General features: G+C 60.6%; 10 protein-coding genes. 4 read left to right on the forward strand and 6 right to left on the reverse strand.

The annotated features are described in order from the left end of the window. Positions 1 to 347: 347 nt before the first annotated feature. On the forward strand, positions 348 to 647 hold the full coding sequence (locus NCR98_RS28570; RefSeq protein ID WP_244829885.1) for a DUF4148 domain-containing protein: 300 nt from the start codon (positions 348 to 350) through the stop codon (positions 645 to 647). A gap of 37 nt (positions 648 to 684) precedes the next feature. On the opposite strand, the gene NCR98_RS28575 is transcribed toward NCR98_RS28570, so the two are convergent. The 6 genes from NCR98_RS28575 to NCR98_RS28600 all read right to left on the reverse strand — a co-directional run bounded on the left by NCR98_RS28575 (position 685) and on the right by NCR98_RS28600 (position 10,638). After that, complete coding sequence (locus NCR98_RS28575) at positions 685 to 1,011, reverse strand: hypothetical protein (protein ID WP_244829884.1); 327 nt, start codon at positions 1,009 to 1,011, stop codon at positions 685 to 687. A gap of 93 nt (positions 1,012 to 1,104) precedes the next feature. Beyond that, positions 1,105 to 1,323, reverse strand: a complete 219-nt coding sequence (locus NCR98_RS28580) for a hypothetical protein (protein WP_244829883.1) — start codon at positions 1,321 to 1,323, stop codon at positions 1,105 to 1,107. A gap of 79 nt (positions 1,324 to 1,402) precedes the next feature. Further along, the gene (gene phbB / locus NCR98_RS28585; RefSeq protein ID WP_250528038.1) at positions 1,403 to 2,146 is read right to left on the reverse strand and encodes an acetoacetyl-CoA reductase; all 744 of its coding nucleotides are present in this window, start codon (positions 2,144 to 2,146) and stop codon (positions 1,403 to 1,405) included. A gap of 846 nt (positions 2,147 to 2,992) precedes the next feature. After that, entirely contained in the window at positions 2,993 to 5,308 is a 2,316-nt protein-coding gene (locus tag NCR98_RS28590) for a cytochrome P450/oxidoreductase (RefSeq protein WP_250528039.1), read from the reverse strand. Between the two features lie 80 nt (positions 5,309 to 5,388). Then, positions 5,389 to 9,021, reverse strand: a complete 3,633-nt coding sequence (locus NCR98_RS28595) for an autotransporter outer membrane beta-barrel domain-containing protein (RefSeq protein WP_250528040.1) — start codon at positions 9,019 to 9,021, stop codon at positions 5,389 to 5,391. Between the two features lie 273 nt (positions 9,022 to 9,294). Beyond that, complete coding sequence (locus tag NCR98_RS28600) at positions 9,295 to 10,638, reverse strand: Nramp family divalent metal transporter (RefSeq protein WP_250528041.1); 1,344 nt, start codon at positions 10,636 to 10,638, stop codon at positions 9,295 to 9,297. Positions 10,639 to 10,849: 211 nt separating this feature from the next. Here NCR98_RS28600 and NCR98_RS28605 point away from each other — a divergent pair, with 211 nt between their 5' ends. The 3 genes from NCR98_RS28605 to NCR98_RS28615 all read left to right on the forward strand — a co-directional run bounded on the left by NCR98_RS28605 (position 10,850) and on the right by NCR98_RS28615 (position 15,133). After that, a complete protein-coding gene (locus NCR98_RS28605; RefSeq protein ID WP_250528042.1) occupies positions 10,850 to 12,808 on the forward strand; it encodes a site-specific integrase in 1,959 nt (652 codons plus the stop codon). Positions 12,809 to 12,982: 174 nt separating this feature from the next. Continuing rightward, positions 12,983 to 14,161 carry a ParA family protein gene (locus NCR98_RS28610; protein WP_309848244.1) on the forward strand — a complete coding sequence of 393 codons (1,179 nt, stop codon included), beginning with the start codon at positions 12,983 to 12,985 and terminating at the stop codon, positions 14,159 to 14,161. Beyond that, positions 14,162 to 15,133 carry a ParB/RepB/Spo0J family partition protein gene (locus NCR98_RS28615; RefSeq protein ID WP_250528043.1) on the forward strand — a complete coding sequence of 324 codons (972 nt, stop codon included), beginning with the start codon at positions 14,162 to 14,164 and terminating at the stop codon, positions 15,131 to 15,133. Positions 15,134 to 15,399: the final 266 nt, after the last annotated feature.

Raw genomic sequence — 15,399 nt, forward strand, 5'->3', positions numbered from 1 at the left:
TTTCAAATCAGGCCGGTGCGAATCATAACCGGTCGGCGCGTGGAAACGCTTGACGGCGCTTGAAGGCGCTTGATTGGCGCTTGATCGCATCGCCCAATACGAACATGCCTTTCGACCCGCGACGTTGCCCAAACCGGCACGTCCGTTCGCGCTCTTTCACTTTGCTGAACAATTGCGCGGACCACCTTACAATGCACGGCAGCGGCGGGCGGCGCAATCCAAAATGGTGAGCGCACGCCGGTCGCTTGGCTTTGGCTGTTCGCTGGTGCTTCTGATTGTGACTGTGCTTATAACCGACCTCGGCGGCCGGTCCCGGCCGCACGAATCAATCGACTTTTGGAGAGGATATGAAAGCAACGCTTGCCAGTAAGCTCGTCGTTTCCGTCATCGTGGCTGCATTCGGTGTTTCCGTCGCGCCGCTGTCTTTTGCTCAGACCAGCAGCACGACGGACGCGACTCAAGCCGCACCGTCGACCAAGGCGCAACGTAAAGCCGCCCGCAAGCAGGCACGCGCGAAGAAGAATGCCGAGCTGAAGAAGCTCGAAGACGCGGGCTACAACCCCGCGAAGCGCGATGATTCCACGTATCCGCAAGACGTCCAGAACGCTCAGAAGAAAGCGGGCATCGGACAAGGCGCAAGCCAGTAAGTCGCTGTGAAGCTCCCGCGCCTTCGGGTGCGGGAGTTTAATCGCGCGCTGCTTGCTCCGCGCGCGCCACGCAACTGAACGATACCGTCGAAGTCTGTTCTTCGAGCGAGCGTATGCCGCTCGTCGCTTCGGATCGGATCGACACGCGTTGATCGCGTTGCTTGCAGTAGTCGTTGGCGGCGTCCATTGCGGCACTGCGCGCGGTCGACCAGGACATGCGAGTGCCGGTCGCCTTGCCGGTCACGGTGTAGACATCTGGCTGCGAGCCGGCCGTGACTTCGCTCGTGGTACCGCACGCGGTGAGTGAAAGAGCGAACGCGAGCGCGCCGCACAGACGCGCGAGTGTGAAGAATGGTAAAGACATACGCTTGAAATGAGCCGTGATTGTTGTACGGCCCGCATATTACAAGCGCCCGCGATTTTCTTCACGGGTCAGAGGAAACACAGCGCCTGCGCTTCAGGATTGCGCGATGCGATCGAGCAGCCGCTGAAGCCGCGTATGCTGACTCGGCGCAAGTCCCGGCGTCGATAGCGCCTGCACGACGCGGTTGCGCCAGTAAGTTTTCGAAAAAAGCGAATTCGCGCCTTCGAGATTCAGCACCTGTTCGAGATGCTCGATCGCGGAATCGAGATGACCGATGTTGTAGACGGCGGCATCCGCGCTGAGTTGGTTCATGGACTCACCCGTATCGACATGTCGGACGTCATCGACGCGCCACGCGCGATTGAACGCATGACGCGTCGCTCCTTGCTCATCAATGCATGTGCTGGCCGCCGTTGATGGCGATATTCGAGCCGGTCACGAAGCCTGCGTCTTCCGAGCACAGGAACGCGACGAGCGCCGCGACTTCTTCCGGCTTGCCAAGTCGCCCGGCTGGAATCTGCGGAAGGATCTTCGAGTCGAGAATGTCTTGCGGAATCGCGGTCACCATCTTGGTGGCGAGATAGCCCGGCGAGATCGTGTTGACCGTCACGCCCTTTTTCGCCACTTCGAGCGCGAGCGACTTGGTGAAGCCATGCATGCCCGCCTTCGCCGCCGAATAATTGGTCTGCCCGACTTGCCCCTTCGATCCATTGACCGACGAAATATTGACGATGCGGCCCCAGCCGCGCGAGACCATCTCCTCGCAAACCGGCTTCGTCATATTGAAGACGGAATCGAGGTTCGTGCGCAGGACGGAATCCCAGTTCACCTTGCTCATTTTCTTGAAAGTCGTGTCCTGCGTGATGCCCGCATTATTCACGAGGATATCGACGGGACCGACTTCATGCTGGATTTGCGCGACGCAGTGCTGGCTGGAATCGTAATCGGCGACATCCACTTCGTAGGCGCGAAAGGCGCGGCCCTGACGATCCATGTTCGCGAGCCACTCGGACGCCAACGCGTTTCCCGGCGAATGCGTCACGACGACAGCGAAACCCGCATCGTGCAATTTGATACTGATGGCTTCGCCCAGTCCGCCCATGCCGCCCGTTACCACTGCAATTCGCTTGGTCATTGATGATAGCCCTCGTTACGTTTCTCTCAGATTGATGATGTTCAACTGCTTCTCGCGCCGCACTTTTGGTTTGCAGTCTCGCGGCGCGAAGATGTCAGGCAAAAGCATGCCTGCCCGAAATGTTCGGAAAGCGTCCTCCAGTTGGCGGCGTGGCAGCCTTTAGCACGCCGCGCCTATGCATTCAGTCGACGCAACGACAAATTCAGTAATGTCGATTAAGGAAGTTTTGCACCAAACGGTGCACCAACTAGCTTGCAAAAATCGAGTGGTCCTTTTAATGGACCTTATTGAAAATCTCTCAGGTTCAGCGTTTGCCCTCGCGTACCTCCGACTGTGCAAGAATCGCGAGCGAGCGACTCCGTCGCACGGATATCGTGCGAATGCGCAAACGGAGACGTGAAGTTGTTCGATGAATGGTGCTTGTGCGTCGCACCAATTGAGACTGATTTTAAACGACAAAGGTGGACAATAAATTACATATTACTAGGTAATAACCCTAGTTGGAGTAAAAAAGTCCTTTGAATTGCAGCAGATGCATTGTCTAAAGGACGGCACGGCCGTTCATTAATCATCTTATTCAGTCGAAATCTTGCATGACATTAACCCGTCCGTATAAGGACGGGCAATCTGCAGATAAGACGCGTGATCACAATTCACTATTTGGATCGTTACAAATATGCTTTGGTTATCACAAAACATTCCAAAAACTTATACGAACGATGACGGAGCGGAATATCAACATTTCACCTTCGGGTTAATCGGCTTTACGATTGATAAGGATCGGGCGTATGAACGACCTTTTGAATGCGCTCGAGCGCCGCACAGAAAGTTCGCCCCAGCCGATTATCAAAGCTCCAAAACGAGCCGCGGTCCTTTCGCGCGTGAGCAGCATGTCATCATGCGGCGATTCGATTGCCGCTCTGCTCTAGTCAGGACCACATCGCGATGATCGATTTCTCCGTCGAGCACGCGCACTTCGCAAGAGCCGCATAAACCTTCTTCGCAATCGCTTTGCACATCGACGTTTGCGCGCCTCAGTGTCGCAAGCAAAGTTTCCCCCGCTCCAACCGTCAGCGTGAAGCCGGAGTCCTTCAGTTCCACTTCGAACGCGTGCTCGCTGCCAGGATCGAGTGCACTGAGTGTCGATTCGAAATGTTCCGTGGTGAGCGCGTCTTCCGGCCATGCGTCGCTGACTGCGGCGAGCGCATCGAGCATGCGCGCGGGACCGCATGCGTAGACTTGCGTGCCGCCATCGACGTGCAGCGACGCGAAGTCGATGCGCTCGCCTTCCGCCGACACATACACACGCAGACGGTCGCCATGAAGCGCGGTGAGTTCATCGACGAACGCCATCGACGCGCGCGAGCGGCCGCTGTAGTGCACTTCGTATTCGATGCCAACGGCGCGCGCGCGCCGCGCCATCGCACCGATCGGCGTAATGCCGATACCGCCCGCTATCAGCACGAGCCTGTCAGCGGTCTCGTCGAGCCGGAAGTGATTGCGCGGCCCGCGAATGCGCCAATGCGCGCCGGGCTTCACATTGCCGTGCACCCATGCCGAGCCGCCGCGACTCTCCGTCTCGCGCAGCACGGCGATCTCGAACACGCCGCGCTCGTCCGGGTCGTCGCACAGCGAATACTGCCGCGATAGTCCCGTGTCGCCGCAGACGACATCGATATGCGAACCCGCCGTCCAGCGCGGCAGCGCGCGGCCATCGGCGGAAGCGAGACGCACGCGCACGACGCGATCCGCGCACGCCTTTACGCTTTCGACGATCACCGGCCGGCTCACCGCATGCGCCGACGGCTCGCCGATCCGCACCACTTCGCGCGCATCGCGCACCGACGCGTCCGCGCGCTCCGGGTTCATCGCCGGGTCCCATTCCACGAACACGTGCTCGGGTCCGCGAAACGATGTGTTCGGCACGTAGGTAAAGCGCTGCTCCGCGAGCTTCATGTGCGGCAAACGGCGCGTGAGTTCGTCGAGGAAAATCTGCATCTCCATGCGCGCGAGATTCTTGCCCATGCATTGATGCGCGCCGTAGCCGAAAGTCAGTTGATCGCTGGCGTTTTCGCGGCGGATGTCGAAGAGGTCGGCGTCGGCGAACTGATGCTGATCGTGATTCGCCGATGAGGTCACGATCAACAGCTTCGAGCCCGCCGGAATCGCGATGCCGCCGATGACCACGTCCTTCGTCGCGAGCCGCCGCCACGCCGCGACCGAACCGTTGTGGCGCAAGCATTCCTCGACCGCGTTCGGAATGAGGCTCGGGTCGTCGCAGATGTCGCACCACGCGTCGGGATGTTGCAGCAGCAGCTTCATGGCGTTGGCGGTCGCGTTTGCGGTGGTTTCGTGCGCGGCGACGATACCCGCCATCATCATCGAATGCAGATAGGAGTCGGTGACGACCTCGGGCTGCTCCTTTTGCTTGCGGATGCCGTACTGCATCCAGCCGGGACCGGACGGATCTTCGCGCATCTTGTCGAGCACCTTGCCCGCGTACTGCCAAAAATTGCCGACCGCGTGCGCCACGGCGACCTGCTCTTCGGGCTTCGGACGGCCCCATGTATTGACCGTATGCGCGATCGAGTAGCGGCGCAACGTGTCCATGTCTTCCTCGGGCACGCCGAGAAAATGCAGCGCGACGGTGAGCGGCACTTCCCAGAGCATCTGATCGACGAGATCGGCGCGGCCATCGTCGATAAAGCGATCGACGTAGCTGCGCGAGAGTGCGCGGACCATCGGCGCGTGATGCGCGAGCTCGTCGGGCGTGAAGGGCTCCATCAGCGCGCGGCGGCGCGGCATGTGCGCGGGCTCGTCTTCGTTGACGAGCGTGCGGTTGAGCGCAAACCCGTAGGACGCGAGGACGGCGTTGGCTTCGGGACCCGTGGGCGTGATCTTTTCGAGCGCGATCGACGGACTGAACGTGAGGTTGTCGCGGAAGATCGCCTTGATGTCGTCGTAGCGCGTGACGACCCAGTAGCCGAGCTTCGGACTATAAAAGACGGGCTCCTGCTCGCGCGCCCAGCGAACATATTCGGGCGGATCTTGCTGATAGCCGTCGCCGAAGGGATCGAAACTGGCCGCGCGCGAGCTGACAGGGCAGCCGTTCGGGGCGAGAGAGGCATCGTCGTGCAGGGGGCATTGCGGCGCGCTGCTCATCTTCGTCTCCTGTGTTCGTGCTCTTTTAGTCTCCAATAGTATGCATGGAGTCACGCGAGCGAACAGGTTTCAACGAGCGCTCACCACTTCCACCGCACGCCGAGACCGCCTTCGATCGCGCTGCGACGCGCGCCGCCGATATTCGTCGTGTAATTCACGTTGGCGAACGCGCTGCCGCGTGCGCTCACCTTCGCGACGATACCCGCACCGAGTTGCGCGGTCGTGGCGGATACGCTCGTCGGAATCACGGTCGATGCGGCGAAGGTCACGGTATCGGTGGCGCCGAAGTAGCGCCAGAGGTTCGCGCGCAAATAAGGCTGCCACGAAGTCCCGGCCGCATCGAAGTTGCCGAACAAACGTAGGCCGAGCCGCCCGATCAGACCGCTCGCTTCATCGAACGATACGTGCGAGATGCCGTCATCGATATCGTCGAGACTCGCGTGCTGCCAGATCAGTTGCACTTGCGGCTCGATGCCGAGGCCCGCGGGCAGCGCGATGGGCAGCCCTGCTTCGAACGATGCGGCGAATGTCGTGCCGTGTGTGCTGGCGCCGACGCCGCGGTTCGATACCGGATCGGCGGTGAGCGTGCTGCCGAGCACGACGGCATCCGTGTACCAGCCGCCGGGGCCGATGTGCGTCCAGTAGAGGCCGGCGCTGTAGGCATCGACCGAGAGATGGCCCACGGCTGAGTTGGGGAAGCCGAGCGCGAAGCCGCTGACGTCGCCGCTTGCGCGCGCGAAGCCGAGGAAAAAGCCATAGTGATTGCGATGACCGGTGGAGCTGGCATCGGCGTACACATCGTGTCCAACTTGCGCGCCACCGATTCCACCGCTGAATTCCGGGTCCGCCGCGCCGTTGTTGCGCAGCGTCGCGTGGCCGCCCCAGACGCGCGCCCATGCGGCGGGCAGCGCGCCGGTTTCGCCTAGCAATGACTGCTCGCCCTGACGTTCGTGGAATGTGCCGATTTGCTGGATCGCCAGTTCGCGCATGATGATCGGCACTTCGGTGTAGACGGGCACTTCGGTTCGATAAAGCGGCGTCGGAGCCGCGCCTGGCGGTGGCGGCGGCGGAAGCGGTGGTGTTCCGGCGGCGGCGGTTGGAGTCGGTGGGTTTGGTGTCGGTGTCGGTGTCGGTGTCGGTGTCGGTGTCGGCGTTGGCGTTGGCGTTGGTGTTGGCGTTGGTGTTGGCGTTGGTGTTGGCGTTGGCGTTGGCGATGGCGATGGCGATGGCGATGGCGATGGCGCTGGCGTTGGCGTTGGCGTTGGCGTTGGCGTTGGCGTTGGCGTTGGCGTTGGCGTTGGCGTCGGCGTCGGCGTCGGCGTTGGCGTTGGCGTTGGTGTCGGTGTCGGTGTCGGTGTCGGTGTCGGTGTCGGTGTCGGTGTCGGTGTCGGTGTCGGTGCCGGTGCCGGTGTCGGTGTCGGTGTCGCGGGCGTAACCGGAGCCGGAGGCACGCTCGACCGCAGATACCAGTTGTCGGCCGTTCCGTCACTGACACCGCCCTTGAACAGGTAATACTGGAAAGCGCCCGCCGCTACCGGATGCGCCAGCGTGAACGCGCCCGCCGATGTCGTCGCGCCGTTGGTTGCCTGCACGACCTGAATCCCGTCGTTCGCCGTGAGCCCGCCAGCGCCGCCGACGTTAGTTACGCCAATCGAAGTCGTCCCGGCGCCCACGCCTTGCGCAACCACGAGTCTGTCGCTCGGCGCGCCGTCCGCGCCTACGACGCTCTGCACCAGCAGCCGGCCGTTGTTGCCCGTGTAGTTGCCATTCACGACGAACGCATCGCTCGTACTCGCGCCGCCGTTCGTCAGGTCGATCGTTCCCGCGTTGTTCAGCGTAACGAGTTGTCCGGCGACGGCGGGCTGGAGCGCCACGCGCCCGATGCCGCCCGCCAAAATCGTGCTCGTCGCATCGAGATCGAGTAATCCGGCGCCGGTCGTGGTATCGCCGAGCGTCAGGCCGTTTGCATCGAACGTGAGTTGCGTTGCATTCGATGCAGTAATCGTCTCCCAACCGACGAAGCGGTTCAGCCCGCTCACTTGCGAATTGTCGAATGTCAAAGCGTCGATGCCCGCGCCGCCGTCGATGCGCGTCGTCGCGGCGAATGTCGCATCGGTCAGATTGCGAATCGTGGCAGTGTCGTTGCCCGCGCCGAGCGACACCGGCCCGCTAATCGCGCCGCCGCTCCAGGCGAGCGTGTCCGCTCCGCTCGTCGTCGTCACGCCCTGACCGATCGTGCCGCCCGTGATGGTCAGCTTGTTCGTGCCGCTGCCGAGATCGACCCGTCCGCCAATCGTCCCGCCCGAAAGCGAGAAAGTGTCGTCGTTCTGGGCGGCGGTGACGTTGCCGTCGATTTGTCCGCCGGACATCGTGAAGACGTTGTTGCCGATGTTCAGGTCCGCTGTGCCGATGCGCCCGCCCGTGTTTTGCGCAACATCGCCATTCGCGAACACGCCGACGATGCGTCCTCCGGACATCGTGAGCGTGTCGCGTCCATCGCCTTGATCGAGCGAATCGAGCTGGCCCGCCGTCATCGTGAAGGCGTCGATGCCATCGCCCTGGCGGACCTGTCCCGTGACCGTTCCGCCGTTCATGTTGAACGTGTCGCTTCCGGTATCGGTGCGCACGGCAACGCCCGCGCTTCCGGCAATCACGCCCGTATTGCTGATCGACACGTTGATGCGCCCGTTCGCCACGACGGCCTCACCGGTGTCGCCGCGAATCGTCCCGGAGTTGCTGATCGTCTCGGCTCCGTTGGCAATCGTCACGCCGGTCGCGCCTTGAATCGAGCCGGCGTTGTCGAGCGTGCCGCCGCCGTTCGCTGCGATCCCGCTTGCCTGCTGACTCACGATGCTCGCGCCCGCCGCATTCACGAAGGACACGCGCCCGGTGATGGAGGCGCCCGTTCCGCCAGCGCCGCGCGCGGTGATCGTGCCGGTGTTGGCGATTGCGCCTGGCGAGGCATCGAGCGAAGCGATGCCATGCGCGCCATCGCCCGACACGTCGATCGCGCCATTGTTCGTGATGACGTTGCCGCCCGCACTGGCGTTGACAAAGACGCCGTGCGCCAATGCACCGGTCGTCGTGATCGTGCCGTTGTTCACGAGGGAATCGCCATGCGTCACGGCGGCCATGCCGTACGAGTTCGCGCCGCTCGTGGCGACGCCTCCGTCATTGATCAGCGTGCCGCTGCCCGAACTTTGAGAGTCGATCATCGCTGCGGCGTTCGCACCGTTCGTGCGGATGACGCCCGTCGATTCGTTGTGGATCGTGACCGCGGCAGCGGAGTTGAAGATGCCCGCTGCGCCCGAGCCGGTGGTAAAGACGGCGCCGCCGTTCAGCAGCGTATTTCGTCCGGCGCCAATGCCTTGACTTGTCATGGCATTGGCGCCGCCAGCGTTGATCCGCAGCGTGCCGCCGTTGCTTGCGAGGCTCGTGTCGCGGATGAGGATGCCGCTGTTGCTACCGACATCGAGTTCGGCGCCGGGCAACACTTCGATCGTTACGTTGACGCTGCCTGAAACCGCGATGACCGGCGAGGTCGAGGGATTGGGCACGCGGGTATCGCACGTAGCCGTCTCGCCGGATTGCGGTGCGTTGTTGTCACATGCGCCCAGAGCCGGCAGCGCGCGCGAAAGACAAAAGACACCGAACGCGAGCGATAACCCTCGAACGAGCGGCGTCAGGTGAACAGCGGGCCTCAAGCAGTTCATGTTTTTTCCGACGCCCCGACTGTTTCGTTTTTCCTGGCGTGGATGCGGAGAGTTGCACGCACGCCAACGACCGACTCACCTGCTACCACGGTGCAAAGGTCAGGTTAGTGCACGGGTTTCATTTAAGCAAAGCATGCTGAAGAATCTATCGCGTCGGCGTTTTCAGGGACTTCGTCTTTGATGGATGGTCGTTGGAAGGCTTTGTGCCATCACTCCGTCCTTAAGCCATTTCGACTACTCGGCCGTTCTATCTATATAGAGGACGTGGCGCGTTCAAACGAAGAAGGTATCGACGAGCAGTTTCACGTTGAGCACGACGATCACCGCCGCAACCAGCCACGCCAGCGCGGCGGTCCAGCGCGAAACGACGAAGACACCCAATTTGCGTCGGTCCGAAACGAATCGGACGAGCGGGATGACGGCAAAAGGCAATTGCATCGACAGGATCACCTGACTCAGGACGAGCAGATGCGTCGTGCCCTTCTCTCCATATAGCGCAGTAACGACAACGACCGGCACGATAGCAAGACCTCGCGTGATAAGCCGTCGCGCCCAGTTCGGAATGCGCAGTCGCAGAAAACCTTCCATGACGATTTGGCCGGCGAGCGTCGCGGTGACGGTCGAGTTCAGGCCCGACGCGAGAAGCGCGACCGCGAACAAGGTCGATGCAATGCCGAAACCCAAAAGCGGCGACAAGAGCCGGAACGCTTCCTCGATCTCGACGACTTCGAAATGGCCCTTCGCGTGGAACACGGCGGCGGCCACGATCAGGATCGCCGCGTTGACGAAGAGCGCGAGGGTCAGCGCGATCGTGCTGTCGATGGTCGCGAAACGGATTGCCTCGCGGCGGGCGGGAATCGAATCGCCGAACGCGCGCGTCTGCACCACCGAAGAATGCAGATACAGGTTGTGCGGCATGACCGTCGCGCCGAGGATGCCAATGGCCACGTACAGCATTTCGCGATTCGTCACGATTTCCGTCGATGGCACGAAGCCGCGCATGACCTCGCCCCAAGGTGGCGCGGCTGCGGCGATCTGCAAGGCAAAGCAGCCTGCTATCACGACGAGCAACACGATGACGAACGCTTCGAGCAGGCGAAAACCCTTGTTGATCAGGAAGAGCAGCAGGAAAGCATCGAGCGCGGTGACGAGCGCACCGGCGATCAACGGAATACCGAACAGCAACTTCAACGCGATGGCCGTGCCGATGACTTCGGCCAGATCGCACGCGATGATCGCCGCCTCACAGGCGAGCCAAAGTGCGAGATTCACCGGTTTCGAATAATGATCGCGGCACGCCTGCGCTAGATCGCGGCCGGTCGCGACGCCGAGGCGCACGGCAAGCGATTGCAGAAGAATCGCCATCAGATTGGAAAGAAGGATGACGGCGAGCAGTGTATAGCCGAAGCGCGATCCCCCCGCGATGTCCGTCGCCCAGTTGCCCGGATCCATATAGCCGACCGAGATCATGTAGCCTGGCCCGGCGAAAGCGAGAAAGCGCCTGAACCACCATCCGCCCACCGGCACGCGCACCGACGCGAAGACCTCCGGAAGACTCGGGCGGGGAGCGTCGTCCTCTCCCGATTGCTTCAACTCGGGGCGTCTGGATTCGCGCATCGGCACGTCTCTCCTGAAAGTCCGCTATGAACGTGCTGGAAATATGCGCTTTGCGAATTGAACATTCAAGCTGACGGTTCGTTCGACGTCGGCCTTCGAATCGCACAGTCTGATAAATCCACTTATCAGACTGTGCGATTTTACTTGTCAAATTCGAAGCTGGTTGATAACCTTCCCGCAAATAGTTGAATACAAAGGGAAATCAAGCAGGATGGCAACAGCTAACCCGGCGAGTATAACCAATCCGGCTGCGGACACGCCCCGCTTTTCGCCCACGCGCCGCCTGACTCGCCAACACTTTGCGCTGTATCGCGGCTATTTAGATGGCGTCTCCGAGGCACGACTTCACGCGTCTTATGGCGATGCCGGTACGGATGTCCGTACCACGCGTCGGCTTATCGTCACGTTGCGCGACACGCTTTCCGTGCTGGCCCGACGCGCGCACGATACCGACGCCGCTTACCTCTTACGGTTGCGGCCGGGTAGTATCCCGCTTTTCGAGCCGCCACAATCGCAGGACACGCCATCGCTCGATGAATACCGTGAGCGGATCGACCCCGACGGCGTCTATAGCGAAGCCGAATTACTGGCGCTCTACGAGGAAGAATATCCGCCCGGAGCCACACCGGCGCTGGATCGGCGGGCTTCTCGTAATCTCCGGCTGCGACGGCGGCAGACCGACGCGCTATCGCGAATGGAGGCAAGTCTCGCGCAAGAGCCACGGCAGGATCATCCACTGGATGGCTGGTTCGAACCGGCTGTGACCGCGCGGCTCGCAGCGGCTGGGCTTTCCACCGTCGCGGACGTCGTTTCGCTGATCGAAACCCGGCGCCACCGCTGGTACACAGTGGTTCCGCGACTCGGGCCGAAAGGCGCGCAGCGAATCGTGGACTGGTTGCAGCTTCATGCGCACGCGCTTCGCCATACTTTTTCACCGTTGGCTCTTGTGCCGCGGCGCGATTGGCCGAGTGACGCATTGGCACGAGGTTCGGAATGGACTGGGTCGCGGGACGAGACGCTTCGGATTGTCCCGCTCGAAGCGCTGCGAGTTCCTGCGGCGCTCGATGGATCGAAGGGGACGAATCGGCGGCCGTCAGAATTTGGCACGGATCTGCAGGCAATCCACGCGTGGCTCGCCGCGCGAACGGCCAGCGCGCACACGCAAAGGGCTTATCGCCGGGAAGCAGAACGGTTGCTGCTCTGGGCCTTGGTGGAAAAACACAAGCCGATGTCGTCTTTAGACGAGGCCGACTGCAACGAGTACATCACGGCTTTTTTACCGAATCCGCAGCCTTCCGCGCGCTGGGTGGCAAAAGGTCGCGTCGATCGATGCCTTTCGAGCTGGCGGCCTTTTGCCGGGCCACTTTCTGATCGAAGCCGGGAATCCGCGCGCGCAATTTTAAGCGCGATGGGCGCGTGGCTAGAGGCGCAGGGGTATCTGGCGACAAACCCATTTATTGCACAGACGCGTGTGGCCGAGCCGCCGGTCTTCGACGCCGTGGACCGCTCACTCGATACGGATCAGTGGCAGATTGTGCTGCAGTCGGTATCGCGCGATGTCTATGGTTTCGCCGAGCATCGTGACCGCTTGGCGCTGCTTTTGGCGTATGCCACCGGCATGCGTCGGGGAGAACTAGCCGCAGCGACCACGGACGCGCTATCGGTCGGACGGCTTTCCGGCGTTGCCGGTCCGATCTGGCGAGTAAGCGTCGCGCGTCAGCGCGGCGAACCAAGAACAATGTTTTTGCCGCCGGCCGTTGCGGAAACGCTGATCGAAAATCTGGCGCTTCGCGGTTTGTCTGATCCCTTGGCCTGTCCAGAAGGCACGCCGATTCTCGCGCAGACTCGCGGCGGCAATGCACTTGGGCCGGATGGCATCGGCAAACTGTTCAAGCGGGTGTTCGCAAATGCGGCCGCTCTCGCCGAGGGTTATGTTCCCGGCTCCGGCAAGCGCCTCGCACAGGCCAGCACTCATTGGATTCGACACACGCACTCCGTTCATGCGCTCACGCACGGCGCTGCGTTACCGGAGGTCAGCGCTAACTTGGGTCATTCGAAACTTTCGACGACGAAGGTTTACCTGGAAAATCAGGACTCGTCCAAACTACTAGGCGTCGAACGATTGATTCGGAGGGCAATATTCACCGCTCAAAGGGCCCTTGTCGACTGATTCGCTGCCCGTCAAGTAAACGTCGTGTTGTAAAAACGCCCGATTTCGCGATAAAACAACTTCAGAGTTTACTTGAGGTTTACCGGTTGGCCGTTTATTCTTCGGTTTGCAGCATGTTTTCCACAAACCGAAGAATCTATAGCTTACTCAGGCCCGCCAGTGACCGCGAATTCAATGCTAAGCGCTCGGCTTCCCGAAGTCGATCAATCCGTCTCAATCGAGACGCTCTTGGGAGTGGCCGCCCAAGCCACTGACATTCTTAATCAGATCCGCGACGCAATGCTGGAGCCGTATCCCCGCAAAAGCGCGCCGACTTTCACGAGTGCTCAGGTGGCCTCGCTTTGCGGAGTCGATAAGCAGCGGTTTCAGTACCTCACGACCAAGGGTGAACTTCCCGCTGGAACGTCGAAAGGCGCCGGCCGGAGCAAGGAGTTCACGCTTGAAGAAACGTTGACGTGGATTCGGGCGACCAAGGAGCGAGCGCGAAGACCCGAGGGTAAACGCGGACGTATCGTTACTGTCGCGAACTTCAAAGGTGGTGTTGCGAAAACCACTACCGCAGTATCTGCCGCCCAGGCGCTCACTCTGCTCGGGCGGCGCGTGCTGGTAATCGATTGCGACCCGCAAGGCACGACTACGCAGCTTTGCGGCTGGGCACCGGATGCAGAGATCTCCGACGATCAGACGCTCCTTCCACTTATATACGGCGATCAGCAAACGCTGCACTACGCGGTGCAGGAGACCTATTGGCACAACCTGGATCTCGTCCCGGCGTCATCGTCCTTGTTTGACGCCGAGTTCGAGATTCCGGCCAAGGTTCTCAACGACAGCACGTTCGAGTTTTGGGAGATTTTGCGCAAAGGCCTGTTGCCGCTAACGGCGGAGTATGACGCCGTTGTTATCGACACGCCGCCTGCGCTTAGTTACCTCACGATCAACGCCCTGCTCGCTTCCGACGCAATCTTGCTGCCCTGCCCGCCCGAGGCACTTGACTTTGCCAGCTCGACTCAATTCTGGCATCTGTTCGCGGACATCGCGAAGAAACTGCCCGGCGTGCTCGAACAGAAGCGCTTCGACTTCGTCAATGTGATTCTGACCAAGGCAAAGTCCGACGATGTGTCGCGCGTCGTGCGCGGCTGGCTTCAGAAAGCTTATGGCGATCGCGTCCTTCCGTTTGAGATTCCCGAGTCGACGGTACCGAAGGGCGCTTCTGCTCAGCTGTCCACGGTCTATGACTTGTCGAAGCCCGACGGAAGCACTGCCGCGTACAACCGGTTCAAAGAGCCGCTCGATCGGCTCGCCGAACATCTCGACGCGCAGTTCGTCCGCGCCTGGAATCAATCGGAGGCTTAAATGGGTATCGGCGACAGACTGCTGGCAAAGACCGCAAACATTGGAACCAAGCCGGCCGAGCCAAATCAGCCGCGTGTCACGAGCACGGAGGCGCGGACGTCACCCGGAAGGTTGATGGACGCGCAGCATCGCATCAACACGGCGCAGGCGCGCATCAAAGAATTGGAAACGCAACTCGAAGAGCGGGCCGCCTTGGAAGTACCGCTCGACGCGCTGATCGAGGTCAGCGGGCGTCGGCGGAAGCTGACCAGCGAACAGTTCCAGGAATTGAAGAGCAACCTTTCCCAGCACGCTCTAGCGACGCCAATTTTGGTGCGCACGCTTACCGATGGGCGTTATGAAATCGTGGCTGGTCACAACCGTGTGGCCGCATATCGCGAACTAGGTCGCAACACTATCCGCGCGAACGTGGCGTCAATCGAAGAAGGTGAAATTGAATTTGCGGCGTTCTTCTCGAACCTGCTTTCACCTTCTCTGACTGACTTCGAGAAGTATTGGAATTTCAAACGCCTGCAGGAGTTGAGCGGGCTTTCGCGCACCGAAATTTCGGAGAGCGCGGGACTCAGCAAAAGCCATGTTACCCGCATTTTTTCATTCGACGCTTTGCCAGAGGCTGCAAAAGCGGCGCTTGCGGAAAAGCCCGAAAGACTTGGCAGCAATGCTGCACAAAAGCTCGCCGCTTTAACTGAGGCAGGCAAAGCGGAAAAAGTCGTTGAAGCAATTCGCCGATTGATTGATGACGAAAATTTCACGCAAGACAAAGCAGTGGCGCTGGCGGCGGAGAAGCCTAAGGCGGTCGCGCCTAGTACTACTGTCGTTCGCGCGGGACGGAGAAAGGTCTGCGAGGTCTCAACGAGGAACGGCGTAGTCGGAGTTCGATTCTTCGAGAACGACGCAGGTGACGCCGAGCAATGGGGGCAACGAATTGCAGACTTCATCAACAAGACGTTGACCGAAAGCGAAAGAAACTGAGGCTCTAGAAGATTTTACTTTTAAATCAATGAGTTACTTGTAGCCCAGATGGCGCCAACCGATGAGCCTACTAGAAACTCTATAATAATCAATCACTTGAAAAATAGAAACGCGAGGCAACGATGTAAGTAATTTGCGTTAGAAAGACAAAAGCCTTCGGCGCCAACCGAAGGCTTTTGAATTCGGGCTCAACTGCTGCTCGCCCGGTCCGCTTCCCGACGCCAATCGGGTCACGAAGTACACAGATCGAAGTTTAGCGGATCGCG

The organism is Caballeronia sp. GAWG2-1 (genome assembly GCF_023631405.1).
Classification (GTDB): Bacteria; Pseudomonadota; Gammaproteobacteria; order Burkholderiales; family Burkholderiaceae; genus Caballeronia.

Excerpts from the sequence above, each read along its gene's own strand:
- NCR98_RS28570 (WP_244829885.1), top strand. The coding sequence starts at position 348 with ATGAAAGCAACGCTTGCCAGTAAGCTCGTCGTTTCCGTCATCGTGGCT.
- NCR98_RS28575 (WP_244829884.1), bottom strand. The coding sequence starts at position 1,011 with ATGTCTTTACCATTCTTCACACTCGCGCGTCTGTGCGGCGCGCTCGCG.
- NCR98_RS28580 (WP_244829883.1), bottom strand. The coding sequence starts at position 1,323 with ATGAACCAACTCAGCGCGGATGCCGCCGTCTACAACATCGGTCATCTC.
- phbB (WP_250528038.1), bottom strand. The coding sequence starts at position 2,146 with ATGACCAAGCGAATTGCAGTGGTAACGGGCGGCATGGGCGGACTGGGC.
- NCR98_RS28590 (WP_250528039.1), bottom strand. The coding sequence starts at position 5,308 with ATGAGCAGCGCGCCGCAATGCCCCCTGCACGACGATGCCTCTCTCGCC.
- NCR98_RS28595 (WP_250528040.1), bottom strand. The coding sequence starts at position 9,021 with ATGAACTGCTTGAGGCCCGCTGTTCACCTGACGCCGCTCGTTCGAGGG.
- NCR98_RS28600 (WP_250528041.1), bottom strand. The coding sequence starts at position 10,638 with ATGCGCGAATCCAGACGCCCCGAGTTGAAGCAATCGGGAGAGGACGAC.
- NCR98_RS28605 (WP_250528042.1), top strand. The coding sequence starts at position 10,850 with ATGGCAACAGCTAACCCGGCGAGTATAACCAATCCGGCTGCGGACACG.
- NCR98_RS28610 (WP_309848244.1), top strand. The coding sequence starts at position 12,983 with ATGCTAAGCGCTCGGCTTCCCGAAGTCGATCAATCCGTCTCAATCGAG.
- NCR98_RS28615 (WP_250528043.1), top strand. The coding sequence starts at position 14,162 with ATGGGTATCGGCGACAGACTGCTGGCAAAGACCGCAAACATTGGAACC.